General features: G+C 54.2%; 14 protein-coding genes. 7 read left to right on the top strand and 7 right to left on the bottom strand.

Annotation, left to right across the window (positions count from 1 at the left end; genetic code table 11):
- Nucleotides 1-83 precede the first annotated feature (83 nt).
- The 3 genes from WHR59_RS20530 to WHR59_RS20520 all read right to left on the bottom strand — a co-directional run bounded on the left by WHR59_RS20530 (nt 84) and on the right by WHR59_RS20520 (nt 2,844).
- Nucleotides 84-548, bottom strand: a complete 465-nt coding sequence (locus WHR59_RS20530) for a GNAT family N-acetyltransferase (RefSeq protein ID WP_338843409.1) — start codon at nt 546-548, stop codon at nt 84-86.
- Between the two features lie 13 nt (nt 549-561).
- Nucleotides 562-1,842, bottom strand: coding sequence for a DUF445 domain-containing protein (locus WHR59_RS20525; RefSeq protein ID WP_043018299.1), 1,281 nt, complete (start codon nt 1,840-1,842; stop codon nt 562-564).
- 75 nt (nt 1,843-1,917) lie between these two features.
- Nucleotides 1,918-2,844 carry a LysR family transcriptional regulator gene (locus WHR59_RS20520; RefSeq protein ID WP_003830068.1) on the bottom strand — a complete coding sequence of 309 codons (927 nt, stop codon included), beginning with the start codon at nt 2,842-2,844 and terminating at the stop codon, nt 1,918-1,920.
- Between the two features lie 219 nt (nt 2,845-3,063).
- On the opposite strand from WHR59_RS20520, the gene WHR59_RS20515 reads away from it, so the two are divergent.
- Together WHR59_RS20515 and metC are read left to right on the top strand one after the other, a co-directional pair.
- A complete protein-coding gene (locus WHR59_RS20515; protein ID WP_043018300.1) occupies nt 3,064-4,296 on the top strand; it encodes a dicarboxylate/amino acid:cation symporter in 1,233 nt (410 codons plus the stop codon).
- A 30-nt stretch (nt 4,297-4,326) separates the two neighbouring features.
- Nucleotides 4,327-5,517, top strand: coding sequence for a cystathionine beta-lyase (metC, locus tag WHR59_RS20510; protein WP_080625771.1), 1,191 nt, complete (start codon nt 4,327-4,329; stop codon nt 5,515-5,517).
- An 80-nt stretch (nt 5,518-5,597) separates the two neighbouring features.
- Here metC and mdtM read toward each other — a convergent pair whose 3' ends face one another.
- From mdtM to WHR59_RS20495, 3 genes are all read right to left on the bottom strand, one after another.
- Complete coding sequence (gene mdtM, locus WHR59_RS20505; RefSeq protein ID WP_227093382.1) at nt 5,598-6,839, bottom strand: multidrug efflux MFS transporter MdtM; 1,242 nt, start codon at nt 6,837-6,839, stop codon at nt 5,598-5,600.
- Between the two features lie 324 nt (nt 6,840-7,163).
- A complete protein-coding gene (locus tag WHR59_RS20500; RefSeq protein ID WP_080625769.1) occupies nt 7,164-7,814 on the bottom strand; it encodes a LysE family translocator in 651 nt (216 codons plus the stop codon).
- A 48-nt stretch (nt 7,815-7,862) separates the two neighbouring features.
- Nucleotides 7,863-8,678 (bottom strand): AraC family transcriptional regulator, encoded by an 816-nt coding sequence (locus WHR59_RS20495; protein ID WP_043018304.1) that lies wholly within the window; start codon nt 8,676-8,678, stop codon nt 7,863-7,865.
- A 230-nt stretch (nt 8,679-8,908) separates the two neighbouring features.
- On the opposite strand from WHR59_RS20495, the gene WHR59_RS20490 reads away from it, so the two are divergent.
- On the top strand, nt 8,909-9,832 hold the full coding sequence (locus WHR59_RS20490; RefSeq protein ID WP_338843408.1) for an Rpn family recombination-promoting nuclease/putative transposase: 924 nt from the start codon (nt 8,909-8,911) through the stop codon (nt 9,830-9,832).
- 66 nt (nt 9,833-9,898) lie between these two features.
- Here WHR59_RS20490 and WHR59_RS20485 read toward each other — a convergent pair whose 3' ends face one another.
- Nucleotides 9,899-11,311 (bottom strand): PLP-dependent aminotransferase family protein, encoded by a 1,413-nt coding sequence (locus tag WHR59_RS20485; protein WP_338843407.1) that lies wholly within the window; start codon nt 11,309-11,311, stop codon nt 9,899-9,901.
- A 177-nt stretch (nt 11,312-11,488) separates the two neighbouring features.
- Between WHR59_RS20485 and WHR59_RS20480 the strand changes: the two genes are divergently transcribed.
- The 4 genes from WHR59_RS20480 to WHR59_RS20465 all read left to right on the top strand — a co-directional run bounded on the left by WHR59_RS20480 (nt 11,489) and on the right by WHR59_RS20465 (nt 14,391).
- Complete coding sequence (locus WHR59_RS20480) at nt 11,489-11,653, top strand: DUF1127 domain-containing protein (protein ID WP_008786105.1); 165 nt, start codon at nt 11,489-11,491, stop codon at nt 11,651-11,653.
- A 145-nt stretch (nt 11,654-11,798) separates the two neighbouring features.
- Nucleotides 11,799-12,263 (top strand): MarR family transcriptional regulator, encoded by a 465-nt coding sequence (locus WHR59_RS20475; RefSeq protein ID WP_193145959.1) that lies wholly within the window; start codon nt 11,799-11,801, stop codon nt 12,261-12,263.
- Between the two features lie 6 nt (nt 12,264-12,269).
- Nucleotides 12,270-13,337 carry an HlyD family secretion protein gene (locus WHR59_RS20470; RefSeq protein ID WP_080625764.1) on the top strand — a complete coding sequence of 356 codons (1,068 nt, stop codon included), beginning with the start codon at nt 12,270-12,272 and terminating at the stop codon, nt 13,335-13,337.
- The gene (locus tag WHR59_RS20465) at nt 13,327-14,391 is read left to right on the top strand and encodes a DUF2955 domain-containing protein (protein ID WP_043018309.1); all 1,065 of its coding nucleotides are present in this window, start codon (nt 13,327-13,329) and stop codon (nt 14,389-14,391) included. The genes WHR59_RS20470 and WHR59_RS20465 overlap by 11 nt, the downstream gene beginning before the upstream one ends.
- Nucleotides 14,392-14,487: the final 96 nt, after the last annotated feature.

Raw genomic sequence — 14,487 nt, 5'->3', positions numbered from 1 at the left:
CCCGTAACACGGGAGAGAGTAAAAGACGTCGCATTATAACCCTGCAATTTATCTGGCTTTATTGATGTACAACAATTGTACGCTTACAGGTTACGACTGTAGACCCGCGAGACTTCCCCCCACGGGTGATAGCCTGGCCCGTCAAAGTAAAATCCCGCTTTCTCGTATAACCCTTCCAGGTCGGTACATAAATGGAGCTGCATAAAGCCCAGTTGTCTGGCCTGACTGGCAATATGTTCAATCAGGCGAAATGCCAGACCGCGTCCACGGTAGTGAGGATCGATATAGAGCGCACATAGCCACGGCCACAGTTCGCCGCGACTGATAAAATCATTGGTGATCAATCCGGCGCAGCCAATAATGCTGTCGCCGTCCTGCAACCAGTACCACTGCGGTAGCGGGTTCTTTGCGCCAATACAACGGTGCAGCGCATCCTCGTAAACCTTCATGGAGTCTTCTGAGGCCCATTGTTGTTGAAAGTAAGCGGTGACCTCGTGCAGCTTTTCCGGCGTCTCGCGCAGGGAAAAAATGCGGATGTTGGTTGTCATTGAATTTTTCTCCTTAAAAATTCACCAGCGTCAGCAGGGAAGGTATTTGCGACAACAGATATAAAACCAGCCCAATAGAACCGCCGACCAGCGTGCCGTTGACGCGGATAAACTGCAAATCTTTACCGATGTTCAGCTCAATTTGCTGCGACATATCGCGCGCATCCCAACTTTTCACCGTGTCGCTGATATGGCGCGTCAGGAAAGTGGCGAATTCCGGCGCCACTTTATGCGCGGCCTGCTCCAGATGCCCATTCAGTGAGGCGCGCAGAGCGCTGTCGGCAACCAGCGTTTCGCCGAACCACTGCCCGGCGCTGGCAATGCGCTGCTTCACGCGCGAATCATCGGCGTTTATGTCGGTTTTCACCCACTGGCGCAGGTCTGCCCACAGTTCGCCAAGATAACGGTTGAAGGCTTCGTCTTCCTTCAGATAGCTTTTCATGCTTTCGGCCCGCACGGCCATCTCCGGATCGTGTTTGAGCTTATCGATGAGCTTAAACGTAGCGCGATCGAAGGCGTGGCGGATCTGATGCGCACGATCGTGGCTGATGTCATCCAGCAAGGAGTTAACGGCATCAGACACCAGTTCGGCGCTGTGCTCGCCCAGCCATTCGGTCGGCAGGATCTTCGCTTTCAGCGGATGTTCGGTTTCCAGCCAATGCACGACCTGTCTGGCGATAAATGCCCGCGAGCTGTCGCGCTGGAGCAGGGCGATCAGTTGGGCGATCAGCGTGTCGAGCAGCACCTGATGGCGATTGTTTTTAGTCATGCTTTCCAGCATCAGCGCGCTGGTACCGGAGAGATCGACCTTGTCGATGGCCTTGTGTACCGCCCGCTTGATCAGCCTCTGAATGCGCGAGTCGTCGGTCAGTTCGAGAAAACCGCTCATAATTTGCAGCAGATGCTGGCCGATGCGCTGGGCGTTTTCCGGCTGGCTGAACCAGTTGCCGATCAACAGCGCCGGTTCATGGCGGCGGATCAACGCGACCAGCGACTGGGTGTCGAGAAATTTTTCCTGCACAAATTGCCCGAGATTTTCGCCGATCCTGTCCTTATTACGCGGGATAATAGCCGTATGTTGCGAGATAAATGGGATCGGCACCCGACGAAAAAGCGCCACCACGGCAAACCAGTCCGCCAGCGCGCCGACCATCGCCGCTTCGGCGATCGCTTTGATCCCCAGCACCCAGAAGTTAGGCGGCAGAAACAGCGTGATGACGAAGGTCGCGGCGGCAATCAGCAGCAATGAAAGCGCCAGCCGCTTGGCGCGTTTGAGTTCAGCAATTTTATTCATAGGCTTAAGGATAGAGCCAGACGGGGGGATCGCGCAAAAAATGTGGAGCGCCTCCCATTTTCAGATGGGTAAAGCTTACTCCGGGATCCAGTTGTCCCAGGCGGGCAAGGGGCCGAGTTCCGCCACCAGAAAATCGATAAACGATCGCACCTTCGGATTGCTGTACTTGCTGGGAAAGTACAGCGCATACAGGGCGTGAGTTTCACAGGTGATGGTGCCGTCGAGCATCAGCGGCGTTATCTCTTCTTTTTGAATATGATCGCCAATCAGATAGGTGGGCAAATACGCCACTCCCTGATCTTCTAACACCGACTTCAGTAATACCAGGCTGCTGTTGGCCTGGATTGGCATATGCAGTTTTAACTGGTGCAGGCGATCCTGTTCATCCGCCACCTTCAGCACCGGCGTGAGGCCTGGGTAAACCAGACAATCATGGTTGACCAGGTCGCTTCGGCGCTGGGGCATGCCTTTTTTGGCAAGGTAGCCGGGTGAAGCGCAGTACGCCCAACGGACTGGCACCAGCTTGCGCATCGCATAGTTCTGCGGCGGTGCGGTGGAGATGCGCAGGGCGATGTCGAAATCCGTTTCGTTCAGATTCACGAAGTTATCGTTGAGATCGATATACAGATTCACATCCGGAAACTGGGAGCGATATTTATCCACCAGGTTCACCAGTCGGGAATAACCAAACGCAATTGAGCAGGTTATGCGTAATTCACCCTGCGGGCTGTGGTAATAACCGGAAGTGGTATTCAGCGTTTCATCGAATTCTTTCAAAAGCTTATTAGCGCGGTTGAAGAGATATTGCCCGGCGTCGGTCAGGGTAATACTGCGGGTCGTGCGTTTAATTAATGTCGTGCCCAGCGTGTCTTCCATCGCGGCCAGGCTTTTGCTGACCGCAGACGGCGATACATTGAGCTGCGCCGCGGCTTCTGACAATCCTCCGCAGTCGACGATTTTAGTAAAAAATTCCAGATGCTTGAGTGAAATCGGCGTACTCATAGTTTCCTTTAATTCACAAGTGATTTGCAAAAACGGTACGAATAGGCCGTTACATTCGCCTTTTAAACATGCAACTATTGAATCACAGGAAACAACTTGCTGGCAAAATGAAAAAATAACAACTTAGGTGAGTTACGTCACAAAATAAAAGGAGGCGAAACGGAAACTCATCACATTGTGAATTTAATCTCATTAATTATTATTCTAAAGGTACCGATTATGTGGTCACGACTCGAACCCTACAGATCGTCGATTATTTTATTAGTTGCTCTGGTGATTGGCGGCTTATTAGGTATTTATGCCCCATCGTTTGCAAGTAAACTCCAGCCAATAGGTCAGATATTCTTAAACCTGTTATTTATGATTATTGTGCCGCTGGTGGGGATCAGCGTCATGTCTTCGATCGCCAGTATGACCGACCTGAAAAGGTTAGGGCGCATTATGGCGATAATCTTTATTGTTTCGATCGCCATGGCCTTTATTCCGGCCGCCGGGATCGTCGCGCTGGCGCTATGGTATAACCCGGCGCAGGGCGTCACTATCGATCTCTCGCAGTCGGTGCAGGCGGGCAGCGGCAAGATGGATTTTGTCAGTATGATCACCACCAGCGACTTTATTGGACTGTTTTCTAAGTCCAATATTCTGGCGCTGATCGTGATGGCAATCATCGCCGGTGTGGCGATTGGCCAGTCGGATCAGGCCGGTAAACGCATTGCGTCGCTGCTGGAAGATGCCAATACCGTGATCATGAAGATCGTGTCGATCATCATGAAGGTTGCGCCAATTGGTCTGGGCTGCTACTTCGCCGCCACCATGGCCAGTCAGGACTCGGCGCTGCTGTTAACCTTTGCCCGTGCTATCGGCCTGTTTATGGTCGCCACGCTGGTCTATTTTGTTTTTGGCTCAATTCTTTATTCGTATATTGGCGGCGGTATTCCGGCGGTCAGAGCCTTCTGGCGTAATGCGATTGAGCCGTCTGCCACTGCGCTGGGGACCTGCTCTTCGCTGGGGACGCTGCCGGTAACGCTGCGTGCCGGTAAGGCGATGGGGATTAACCCGGAAATCGTTGATGTCTCCATTCCGCTGCTGGTTAACCTCAACAAAGGCGGCGTGGCGATGATTGCCGCGCTAAAAATTGTCTTTATCTATTCTGTGCTGGGTATGGAGTTCACCACCGAGACCTTCTTCCTGACGATGCTGATCGCGGTGCTCTCCGCCATTATTGTCGGCGGCGTACCGGGCGGGGCATTCCTCGGTGAAATCTTTATCGTCACCACGCTCGGCCTGCCGATGGAAGCGATCCCGATGCTGGTGGTGCTGGGCACGATTACCGATGCGCCGGCCACACTGATCAACGTTATCCATGATTTGAATGCGGCGCAGATTGTCGAACGGTTCGCTGGAAAAAAGCAGACCAACACTGAAATAAACTCTACTGCTGCGGTGGTATAGGTTTCACACGGATTAAGAACAGGAGATGTTATGAAAGACGCAATGAAGCTTGAGACGCACCTGGTTGTTGCTGGTCGTGACAAACGCTACACCCAGGGAGCGGTGAATCCGGTTATCCAACGCGCCTCTTCACTGGTATTTGATACCGTGAAGGACAAGAAATTTGCCACCGCCAATCGCGCGAACGGCGAGCTGTTTTACGGTCGTCGCGGAACCTACACCCACTTTGCCTTTCAGAAGGCAATGAGCGAGCTGGAAGGCGGCGTTGGCTGCGCGCTGTACCCGTGCGGCGCTGCGGCGGTGACCAACGCGATTCTGGCGTTTGTTCAGGGTGGCGATCATATTCTGATGACGGGCGCGGCCTACGAGCCAACTCAGGATTTTTGCAATAAGATCCTGAGTAAATTCAACGTGGAAACCACGTATTACGATCCGCTGATTGGCGCTGGGATTGTCGATCTTCTGCGTCCGGAAACGAAGGTTGTATTCCTCGAGTCGCCGAGTTCGGTCACTATGGAAGTTCAGGATGTGCCGGGGATGGTGAAGGCTATCCGCGCGGTGAATCCAGAGATTGTCATTATGATCGATAACACCTGGGCGGCAGGCGTGCTGTTTAAAGCACTGGATTATGGCGTGGATATTTCCATTCAGGCGGGAACGAAGTACACCATCGGTCATTCGGACGGCATGCTGGGCACGGCGGTGTCGAACGCCCGGTGTTGGGATCGCCTGCGCGAAAACTCCTATTTGATGGGGCAAACGCTGGACGCCGATACGGCCTACAACGGCAGCCGCGGATTGCGCACCCTGGCGGTACGTCTTAAGCAGCATCAGGAGAGCAGCATCCATATTGCCCGCTGGCTGTCGGCAAGGCCGGAAGTGGCGCGGGTGAATCATCCGGCATTACCGGAATGTCCGGGCCATGAGTATTTTCAGCGTGATTTTATCGGAAGCTCAGGCCTGTTCTCGTTTGTGCTGAAAAAGAGACTGACCGACGAACAGATGGCGAATTTCCTCGATAACTTCTCGCTGTTCCATATGGCCTATTCGTGGGGCGGATTTGAGTCGCTCATTCTGGCTAATCAGCCGGAAGAGCTAAACAGCATTCGACCGGCAGGAGAGGTGGATTTCAGCGGTACGCTGGTCAGGGTGCATATTGGCCTCGAGGATATCGACGACTTGATTGCCGATCTGGATGCGGGATTTGCCCGCATTGCGTAAGGTGACGTGATCGTAGCCGGATGCGGCGCAAGCGCCTTATCCGGCCTACTACAACTCTGCAGGCCGGATAAGCGGGCAGGTTAGTTTTCAGTGGCTAACGTGGTTACCTCATGCTGGCGTACCCGTTTGAGCAAACCTGCCAGCGTGAACACGACAGCAATCCCCGCCACAACCGCCAGCAGATGAAATGAAATCCTGCCGCCGTTAAACCACAGCCAGCGTCCGATTTCGACAGAAACCGCCATGACTGTCAGAATCACCATATTCAACGACGCCGAAACCGTACCCTTCGGTAAGTTGTTGGAAAACAGCGTAAAGCGGAACAACGTGGGGAAAATCATTCCAATGCCAAAGGCATACAGGCTGGTTCCCAGCACCGACCACAGCCAGACGTGCGGCCACAGTAAATTGCCGGCAATCAGCACCGCCAGCCCGCTCAGTTGAATGGGGACCGCTCGCCAGATAAAGTGCGGCCGGGTCGGATCCTTCACAAAACGAACAACCACCATATTGGCGACGATCACCGCGCCAAATACCGGCGCCTGGGCCCAGGCAAACTCCGTTGTGCTCATACAGCCTGCGTCGATCAGAATAACCGGCGAGACCGCCACCCAGCTCATCATCGGGATATAGCTTAACGACAGCGTGGCTGCGCCAGACAGGAACACCCGATTACGGAAAACGTCACGGAAATCACGCAGTACGCCGCGTGCACTGAACGGCACTGCGCCGCGCTGGACGGTTTCCGGCATGGCTAACGCTAATCCAATCAAGGCGATAAGCCCCATGGCGGCAATAATGGCAAACAGGATCTTCCAGTGTACAAAGTGCATCAGCGCAGCCCCGGAGAGCGGGCCAATAACCGGCGCCACCAGCACTATGGAAGTGATTATCGCCATCAACTTAATGGCCTTTGTTTGCCCAAACGCCTCCTGTACCGTGACGTAGCCAACGGTCGCGATAAAGCAGATGCTGGTGCCCTGCACAAATCGGGCGACCAGAAATTGCGTCATTGAGGTGGTGAACAGTGTGGCAGCGCAGGCGAGCGTAAAGATTAACGCCCCCGCAATCAGCACCGGTCGACGGCCAATCCGGTCGGAAAGCGGCCCCAGCAGCCATTGCAGCGCCATGCCGCCCGCCAGATAAAGGCTCACTGCAGCGGGCGCCAGGCTGACGTCGGCGTTGAAATCACGCACCACATTGATGATGCCGGGCTGGATCAGGTCCGTGGACAGATAGGCGGCGAAGTCATATAAAATCAACGCGACAGGAAAAAATAGCGTTGTGGCGCGTTGGGAGAAAAACGCGAGAATCCGTTGCATAAAACAGCTCCTTGTCGGGAGAAAACCCTCAACGGGAATAGCGAAATTCAATACCGTCTTTGAGACGTCAGACCGATGACAGAATAAAGCAGACTGCAAATGTACTGAATTTCATGTAATCAAAAACGCTGCCTGCGCGAAGCGCAAACAGAAGATACGTTCACTGACGCGGGGTCAGAAAACGTAACGATTACAGGTAACAATCAGCACATCGCACCTCAGGAAGAGTAAGTTGAACGGGTAATAACCATCCGCAGTGTAATGCGGATTGGATATTAATTAAACGAGTTTATCCGGTTTATTTGCAGAAAATCGCCGCGCAAATCAGACTACGATGCTCTGCAAAAACCGCAGCGCGATGGCACAACCGAAGATAATCAATACCCCCCCAGCGATACGCTCTACCCACAATATCCCTCTGGTTAACCATCGCTGGATCTGCGGCAAACCGATGAACATCACGATCAGCAGATCCCAAAACAGGACCACGCTGGTCATCCAGATCCCGCTCATGGTTTGTTGCAGCAGCGTCACCGACGGGCCGAGCAGGGCGGTCATCAGCGCCAGATAAAACAGTGCATTTTTGGGATTGAGCAATGATGAACCCAATCCCAGCAGCAGCTGTTTGCCAAATCCCGGACAGGTAGACCGGGCGTCCGCTCCGGTCAGCGTTTGCGGGCGGCTGCGTATCAGCAGGCTGCCAATCCACAACAAATAGAGCGCACCCAGCAGTTCAATAACCGTAAACAACAGGGGAAGCTGGCGCAGGATCCCCCAACCGATAATCGCCAGCAGGATATACAGCCCGTTGCCGAAAGCGATCCCCACGCACAGCCCGGCGCTGCCGCGCATCCGGTAACGTACGGCATAACCGACCAGTAAAAAGAAGTCCGGTCCGGGGCTGAGCAATGCGACAAAATGCGCCAGCGCCAGCGCGGGGAAAGCAGAAGGAAAAAGTTCAGTAAGCAACGACATAGCGACCTCAGAGAATGAATCTGAGATCACCGTACGTCTGGCGCAGCGCTAATTATTGTCTGATATTGATCGTCCCAACGCGTACTGGCGCGGTGTGGCTGCGGTGTAGCGAACAAAAGTGCGATGGAAATGGCTCTGGTCGGCAAACCCGCTCTGGTAGCCGACATCGGCAATCTCGTCTCCAGCCCGCAGACGCTGGCGGGCATAGTCAATCCGCAGAATGTTCAGATAACTTCCCGGCGTCAGCCCGGTGTCCTGCTTAAAAGTACGGATCAGCGTCTCTTTACGTATGTGACACTCATGTGCCAGCTCATCGAGTGAGGGCGGAGCGAGCAGGCTGGACTGCAAGCGCTCGCGCAGATACTGGCTGGTGGCGCTTAGGTTTTCTGGTGTTACCGACTGCAATGGCAGCGAGTGCAGCAATTTTCGTGCAGCATCTGTTATTAGCGTCGTTTGCCGTTGCGGCACGAGTGCCACAAGGTGCATATAACGCTGGAATATTTGCGCATCGCGGATAACGGGAGCACGCGTGCAAAGCAGTTGATTGTTGTTCTGCACAGCCAGATTAGCCAGACACCACCGGGCATCAAGGTAAAGCATGTGGTAGCTGCGAAACTGCCCGTTGACGGGATTACAGCTGTGAGGCACCAGCGGCGGGATCACAATCAGATCGCCCACCTGCAGATGGTATTCTTCGCCATCGCACAGACAGCACGTTTCCCCCTCGAGAATTGCCCCAATCGAGAGCTGAGAGTGGTGATGACGCTTATAGGCCTGCTGGCTTTGCCAGGTGCTGCGCAGCTCCAGCCACGGCAACTGCTCATCACGCCAGAACGATTGTGGAATATCCCGGGTATGCGTCACATCGAGTCCTCCATGAAAGTGATGATTTGTTATAGCACAGGCAGAGTGGTGAAAAAGTGGGAATGTGCATTGAGATAGCGATTCTGCGTGATGTGTTCCAGACAAATGCAGACGTTACATAAGGACGTATTTATCCCGGAAATCACCTCGCAAAGAGAGAAAGTTGCAGATGAGGGGACAGTTTTACGGCGCTACAGTTACGGCATCTTATTTCCAGGTGATGGATCGCCATGAACAAAGCTCCCACTTCAACACCGCACGATGCGGTTTTTAAAACGTTTTTACGCCACCCTGAGACTGCCCGGGATTTCCTACAAATACATCTTCCCGCCTCGCTACGCGAGCTTTGCGATCTTCAGACGCTGAAACTCGAGACAGATAGTTTTATTGAAGAAGATTTACGTGCGTACTATTCCGATGTGCTGTGGTCGGTGAAAACCACGGATGGGGATGGATATATTTATGTAGTGATTGAACACCAAAGCACACCGGATGCGCATATGGCATTCAGACTGATGCGCTATGCGATAGCGGCTATGCAGAAACATTTAGATGCCGGGTACCAGCAATTGCCGCTGGTGGTGCCGATGCTGTTCTATCACGGCGCTAAAAGCCCGTACCCTTATTCACTGTGCTGGCTGGATGAGTTTGCCAACCCGAAGCTGGCTCGTAAGCTGTATGCTGCGGCGTTTCCGCTGGTGGATATTACGGTCATACCGGATGACGAAATTGTGCAGCATCGACGTATGGCGCTGCTGGAGTTAATTCAAAAACACATCCGTCAGCGCGATCTTATGGGGCTGGTTGAGCAAATTGTTTCCCTGCTACTTACCGGACTGACTAATGACAGCCAGATAAAGACGCTGTTTAATTATATTTTACGAACTGGCGATGCACCTCGATTCAGTGAGTTTATTCGTGGGGTTGCTGAACGTTCACCGCAACATAAGGAGCATTTGATGACGATCGCGGACAGATTGCATGAGGCAGGGCTACAAAAAGGCAGGCTGGAAGGGCTACAGGAAGGACGACAAGAAGGAATTATAAAGGGGCGACATGATGAGGCACTGCGTATTGCTCGCACCATGCTGGCAGATGGCATTGATATCAGCACAGTACAAAAAATTACCCGGCTATCCGCTGAGGATATGTAGGGCTTAAGCCATTAGAGATGACTTAAACCGCCTAATCGCCTGCCCGGAAGCACCGGGCGCTTCGGTTTACTCTATCGCCGTTTTTACCGCCTCGCCGAGCTTTTGCATCACTTCCCGATGCTTCTCGTTTGGCGGCAACGCACAATTGATGCGCACGCAGTTGCGATACTTTCCGGATGCGGAGAACAGCGAACCCGGCGCAACCTGGATTTTCAGGCGACAGAGCTGCTTAGCGACGCAGACCATATCGACCTGGAGCGGCAGTTCGACCCACAGCATAAAGCCGCCTTTCGGGCGGGTGACGCAGATCCCGCAGGGGAAGTATTCCCGTACCCAGCAGGTGTAGATTTCCATATTGCGCTGATAAATCTGGCGCATACGCCGGATATGCCGATGATAATGACCTTCGCGCACAAAGGAAGCCGCTGCCAGTTGCGTAGCGGGAACGTTAGTTCCAATGACGGCGTACTTCATGTGTAGCAGCTTGTTGTAATAGCGACCGGGCACCACCCAACCCACGCGCAGTCCGGGGGCGACGGATTTGGTAAACGAACTGCAGAGTATTACCCGACCGTCGCTGTCCCAGGAGTGGATCGTGCGCGGGCGTGGGTACTCCGTTGCCAGCTCGCCATACACATCGTCTTCAAAAATAACGATGTCGTGCCGCTGGGCGAGGGCGAGCACTGCCCGCTTACGCGCATCCGGCATAATGAATCCGAGAGGGTTGTTGCAGTTGGGAACCAGCAGCACACCTTTGATCGGCCACTGATCCAGCGCCATCTCCAGCGCTTCAATGCTGATCCCGGTATCCGGATCGGTTGGGATCTCAATCACCTTGATCCCAAGGCCACGCAACAGCTGCATCGTGCCGTAATAGGCAGGCGATTCAACGGCGACAATGTCTCCGGGCTGGCAGACCGTCAGCAGCGCCAGCGACATTCCGCTCTGACTGCCGCTGGTGATCACAATATCATCTGCATTGACCACCGAACCGCCATCCAGCATCAGTCGCGCAATCTGCTGACGTAGTTCGCGGCATCCGGAGATTTCATCGTAGCCCAGTATCGCGCGCAGGTTGTGCTGCGCCACGCGGCTGAGTTCACGCCACAGCGGCTTCAGGCTGGGTTGATCAATGTCGGGCACGCCGCTGCTAAACGGGATTATCGATTTGTCCGCGTTGCCCTTTAGCATATCCAGCACCTGATCCCATTGCGTTATTTCGACCGGACGCTGCACCGGGCGCGACATCGGCGGCACGGGCGGCTGCGCTTTTTGTGGCGCGACAAAATAACCGGAACGTGGCTGCGGTGTGATCAGCTGGCGCTGTTCCAGCGTCTGATACGCCTGCTGGACGGTGCTGATGCTCACCCCGTGCTCCTGGCTCAGGCTGCGAACCGAGGGCAGTTTTTCGCCATGGCGATACAGCCCCTGCTCAATGCGTTCGGCCAGCAAATTGGCCAGATGTTGGTAACGCGTCATGCTGTATCCCTCATGGGTACCATACAGATTAAAAAACCAGTACAGATTAGCGTGTAAAAAGCGATGCAGAACTCTTTTTAACCAATCTGTATGTTAAATAAAAGTACTTTGTGAGTCTGTATTGTTTTGGGCTAAATCCGTGAAGATAAAGCCTCTGGCAAGGCGGGGAGGCAAGGTATGGAATTTCACGAGAATAAAGCAAAACAGCCGTTTATTGGGTTTGTATTGATCTGGCGGGCATACAAGGCGTGGCGGCTGCGGGCGCAAACGCGGCGCGTATTGCAACAGATGAGTGATGAGCGGCTGCGGGATGTCGGGCTACGACGCGATCAGGTGGAGTGATTTTCTTTTATCGACAGAGGCTGGGGCTTATCTCCCGGCCTTTTTATATTCACCGTATTTATCAATTCATGCTTCTGGATAACCTGTTCCTTGATACTTATCCTGATAAGTATTATTTTCTTTTCAGCGATGAGGGGAAAGTAAGATGACTGAAGATGAACTGTTTGCCCGCCGTCCAATGGGAATGCGCATGGCAATGGTGGTGCGCCAGTGGCGGGCCATTATTGATGCTGCCATCACCGATACTGGCCTGACGCAGTCCAGCTGGACGGTACTGATGCAGCTGTATCAACTGGGAGACAACGTCTCGGTCAGCGAACTGGCACAAATGCAGGGCATTGAATTGCCGCCGCTGATGCGCACCCTCTCACAGCTGGAAACGCAGGGGTATCTGCTGCGTTCCACATCGCCTTATGACAAACGCATCCGCCTGCTAACGCTGACCGCGCAAGGCCGCTTAAGGCTTGAAGAACTTAACCGGGTGATTGAGACATATCAACATCGCGTCACCTGTACTATTCCTGAAGCGGAACTTGCCTCCTTCAGCGCGACCTTAAATCAACTCGCCTGCAATTTGCGGACAATCCGCGAAGAAGACAATCAACACTAAAAAACTATGATGACCCCAGAACAAAAATTTGCCCGTTGGGTAAGGGTGAGTATTGCCGCTTTCCTGGTAATATTCGCCTGGTTTATCGTTGCCGATATCTGGATCCCGCTGACGCCGGACTCCACGGTGATGCGCGTGGTAACCCCTGTTTCCTCACGCGTTTCCGGCTACGTCTCGCAGGTGCATGTACACAATAATAGCCAGGTGAAGAAGGGCGATTTGCTGTACGAACTGGATCCGACGCCGTTTATCAATAAGGTCGAGGCTGCGCAAATCGCCCTTGAGCAGGCGAAGCTGAGCAACCAACAGCTGGATGCGCAGATAGCTTCCGTGCGCGCCAACCTGCGCACCGCGCAATTCAACGCCCGTAACGATAAGACCACCTTAGACCGTTATCAGCGCCTGAGTGCCATGCAGAACGTGTCGCAATCCGATCTCGACAAGGTGCGTACCGCCTGGCAGACCAGCGAGCAGTCGGTGGCGGCGCTCAATGCCAGTATTCAGAACCTGCTGATCCAGCGCGGCGAGCGCGATGATAAGCGTAACGTGACGCTGCAAAAATACCGTAACGCGCTGGAAGAGGCGCAACTGAACCTCGGCTGGAGCAAAGTGTATGCCCAGACCGACGGTACGGTGAGCAATCTCCAGCTTAGCCCCGGACTTTACGCCACCGCCGCCACGCCGCTACTGGCGCTGGTCAGCCACCAGACCGATATCGTGGCCGACTTTCGCGAGAAAAGCCTGCGCCACACTCGGGTAAATACCGATGCCGCCGTGGTGTTCGATGCCATGCCGGGCAAGGTTTTCTCTGCTCGCGTTACCAGCAGCGATGCCGGTATTCTGGCGGGCCAGGAGCAGGTGAACGGCCAGCTGTCGCAGCCGGAACAGTCCACCCGCTGGGTGCGTGATGCCCAGCGTATGCGCATTCACGTCGCGCTGAACGAACCGCTCGACACGCCGTTACCGACCGGGGCGCGCGCCACGGTACAGCTGTATAACAGCGAGGGGATGTTCGCCCGCACCTTTGCCGGGGCGCAGATCCACCTCGTCAGTTGGCTGCATTATGTCTATTAACACGCTGGCCCACGTCTTTACGCCGCACGGGAATATTGTCTATACCGCCAATGATTTTCGCCAGACCCTGCGTATCTCCGTTGCCGGGACAATCGCGCTGAGTATCTCGACCTTCTACAACGTGCAGTACGGCGTATTTTTTGTGGTTTATCCGCTGATGCTGCTGTCGCTGGTGCCGGTATTCAACCGCCATGTGGCAACACAGTTCGTGTTCAGCGCAGCGGTAAACTGCGTTGAAATGGTGCTGATTGTCGGTTATCTGTCGCAGTGGCCGCTGATGATGACGCTGGTGGTATTCGGCCTGTACGTGATGCGTTTTCGTTTTATGAGCAAAGGCCCGCTGTTTCTGCTCGGTTCGATGGGCGTGGTATGCCAGAGTACGATGCTCAACTTTATGAGCTATCCCACCACCAACTGGCATACGCTGATGTTCTCCAATATGGAAGCCTGCGTCATGGCGGTGGCGCTGAGCGCGCTGCTGCATTATCTGATTCCGGACGTGGAACCCCGCCAGCCACCGCCGCGCATTGAGAAAGATGCCGCCCGGGTGCGCCATGAATCGCTGCTTTCCGGCACGGTGGCGACGATGATTTTTGTGGTCTTCCAGATCTGCGATTTGAGTGATTCGCTGTCGGCGCTGATGGCAGGCATTTTGATCCTGTTTCCGATGCACTATCGCGGCGCGGTGATCAGCTCGATCTGGCGTGTGGTCGGCGTGGTGCTGGCCTGTCTGTATATTCTGCTGGTGCAGTTGCTTATCTATGATTTCAGCAATCATATGGTGCTGATGATGCCGCTGATTGGCCTTGGGCTGGCATTCAGCGCCCGCCTGCACGTAATGGAAAAAGTCGGCGCGGGCGTGGGGTTTGCCAGTATCACCACCATCGGCATTATGTTTGGCCAGAACCTGCACCCGGATCAGGACCTGGTGTTCAGCGATCTGTACCGCATCACCTCCGTCACCGTCGCGCTGGTGGCAACGTTAACCATGGTGTTTCTGGTGCACCGGGTGTTGAACTGCTTTGCCGCGACGCGGTTTGTGATTATCGAGTGAGTGGGGAGTCAGTGCCGAATGGCGGCTAAGCCTTATCCGGCCTTCAAAATTCAATTCCTGGTCGTCAAATTGTGAGGCTATTTCCAACAATCCAGG

The organism is Citrobacter europaeus, from assembly GCF_037482245.1.
Classification (GTDB): domain Bacteria; phylum Pseudomonadota; class Gammaproteobacteria; order Enterobacterales; family Enterobacteriaceae; genus Citrobacter; species Citrobacter europaeus.
Note: the sequence above shows the minus strand (reverse complement) of the source record. Positions and strands in the feature narration are given on the sequence as shown.